This window comes from Actinoplanes sp. NPDC051633 (assembly GCF_040681735.1).
Taxonomy (GTDB): domain Bacteria; phylum Actinomycetota; class Actinomycetes; order Mycobacteriales; family Micromonosporaceae; genus Actinoplanes.
The window spans coordinates 1-1994 of sequence record NZ_JBFAZH010001315.1 but is presented as its reverse complement, the minus strand read 5'-3'; the positions used below and the strand labels follow the sequence as shown (position 1 = coordinate 1994).

Annotated in this window: 2 protein-coding genes; both read left to right on the top strand. The window is 66.1% G+C overall.

Features of this window, described 5'->3' with window-relative positions; translation table 11 throughout:
* Positions 1-58: 58 nt before the first annotated feature.
* Positions 59-1042, top strand: coding sequence for a sugar ABC transporter permease (locus AB0M20_RS40470; protein WP_364306487.1), 984 nt, complete (start codon positions 59-61; stop codon positions 1040-1042).
* Entirely contained in the window at positions 1039-1959 is a 921-nt protein-coding gene (locus AB0M20_RS40465; RefSeq protein WP_364306485.1) for a carbohydrate ABC transporter permease, read from the top strand. The genes AB0M20_RS40470 and AB0M20_RS40465 overlap by 4 nt, the downstream gene beginning before the upstream one ends.
* Positions 1960-1994 lie beyond the last annotated feature (35 nt).

Here is a 1994-nt window from a genome sequence, read left to right as displayed (position 1 = left end):
GGGATTCTCCGGCCGGTCCTTTTCTCCCCCGAGTTCTCCCCCGAGGAGGTGAACGCCTATGTTCTCCGTCGCAGAGACGACGCCCGAGAAGATCACCCAGATGGTCGCGGCGATCCTGCTGTTCGTTGCGATCATGGGGATCGTCCTGTTCCTGGCGGGTCTGGTGAAGGGACGTAACGGCGACCGCGTGGTCGCGTACACGTACCTGGCCCCCTCAGTGCTGATGCTCCTGGTCGGCCTCATCTATCCCGGCCTGCGCACCATCTGGCAGTCGTTCTTCGACGCCGCCGGAAACGCGTTCATCGGCTTGGACAACTACGTCACGATCTTCAGCGACGCCGACCAGATCAACGTGCTCCGCAACACCGTCTTCTGGGTCGTGGTCACACCGTTCGTGGCCACCGCGGTGGGCCTGATCTACGCCATCCTGGTCGACAAGGCCAAGCTCGAGTCGGTCGCCAAGGCACTGATCTTCCTGCCCATGGCGATCTCGTTCGTGGGCGCCTCGATCATCTGGCGATTCATCTACGAGTACCGCCCCGACCAGGGCAACGTGAAGCAGATCGGCCTGCTCAACCAGCTGGTCGTCATGCTCGGCGGCAAGCCGCAGCAGTGGCTGGTCGACTCCCCGCTGAACACCTTCCTGCTCATCGTCGTGATGATCTGGATCCAGGCCGGCTTCGCGATGACCCTACTGTCCGCGGCCATCAAGGCCATCCCGGACGACGTCATCGAGGCGGCCCGGCTGGACGGCGTCAGCCCGTTCGGCATGTTCCGTTTCATCACCCTGCCGAGCATCCGGCCCGCCGTGGTCGTCGTGCTCACCACCATCGGCATCTCGACGCTGAAGGTCTTCGACATCGTCCGCACGATGACCGGCGGCAACTTCGACACCAGCGTCATCGCCAACGAGTTCTACAGCCAGAGTTTCCGCAGCGACAACCAAGGGCTGGGCGCGGCCCTCGCCGTGCTGCTGTTCATCCTGGTCATCCCGGTCGTCGTCTACAACATCCGGCAGATGCGCGCATCGGAGGCCCGATGAGTACGGTAAGTGCCCCGCCGACCACCACCACCCCACCGGTCGGCGTGGTCGAGACACCCGCGGCCAAGGCGAAGCGCAAGCTGACCTCGCCGTGGGCCTCACTGATCGCCGTCGTCCTGGCCGTGCTCTGGACGCTGCCCACCTTCGGCCTGCTCGTCTCGTCGTTCCGGCCGCCGGCTGCCATCCGGCGAACCGGCTGGTGGACGATCTTCACGGACCCGGCGCTGACGCTCGACAACTACCGAGCCGTGCTCAGCACCGACGACGGCGGCGCCGGCCTGGGTGACTACTTCGTCAACTCGTTCATCATCACCATTCCGGCGGTGGTGATCCCGGTGACGCTGGCCGCGCTGGCCGCGTACGCGTTCGCCTGGATCAAGTTCCCCGGCAAGGACTTCCTGTTCGTCATGGTCTTCGCGCTGCAGATCGTGCCGTTGCAGGTCACCCTGATCCCGCTCCTGACGCTCTACGTCGACGCGGGCATCGCCGGCACGTTCTGGCCGATCTGGCTGTCCCACTCGGCCTTCGCGCTGCCACTGGCCATCTTCATCCTGCACAACTTCATGAAGGAGGTGCCGGCCACTCTGCTCGAGGCGGCCCGCATCGACGGCGCCGGCCACATCGCCATCTTCTTCCGGGTGCTGCTGCCGTTGCTGCGCCCGGCGCTGGCGGCGTTCGGCATCTTCCAGTTCCTCTGGGTCTGGAACGACCTCCTGGTGGCGCTGACCTTCGCGGGCGGCGGCAACGCGGTCGCGCCGCTCACGGTGGCCCTGGCCAACCTGACCGGCACCCGAGGCACCGCCTGGCATCTGCTGTCGGCCGGCGCCTTCGTCTCGATCATCGTCCCGGTGACCGTGTTCCTCGCCTCGCAGCGCTACTTCGTCCGCGGCCTGCTCGCGGGCAGCGTCAAGGGCTGACCCCGTTGTCTGTCGATCCCGCCGCCGGGCTCCGG

Excerpts from the sequence above, each read along its gene's own strand:
- AB0M20_RS40470 (WP_364306487.1), top strand. The coding sequence starts at position 59 with ATGTTCTCCGTCGCAGAGACGACGCCCGAGAAGATCACCCAGATGGTC.
- AB0M20_RS40465 (WP_364306485.1), top strand. The coding sequence starts at position 1,039 with ATGAGTACGGTAAGTGCCCCGCCGACCACCACCACCCCACCGGTCGGC.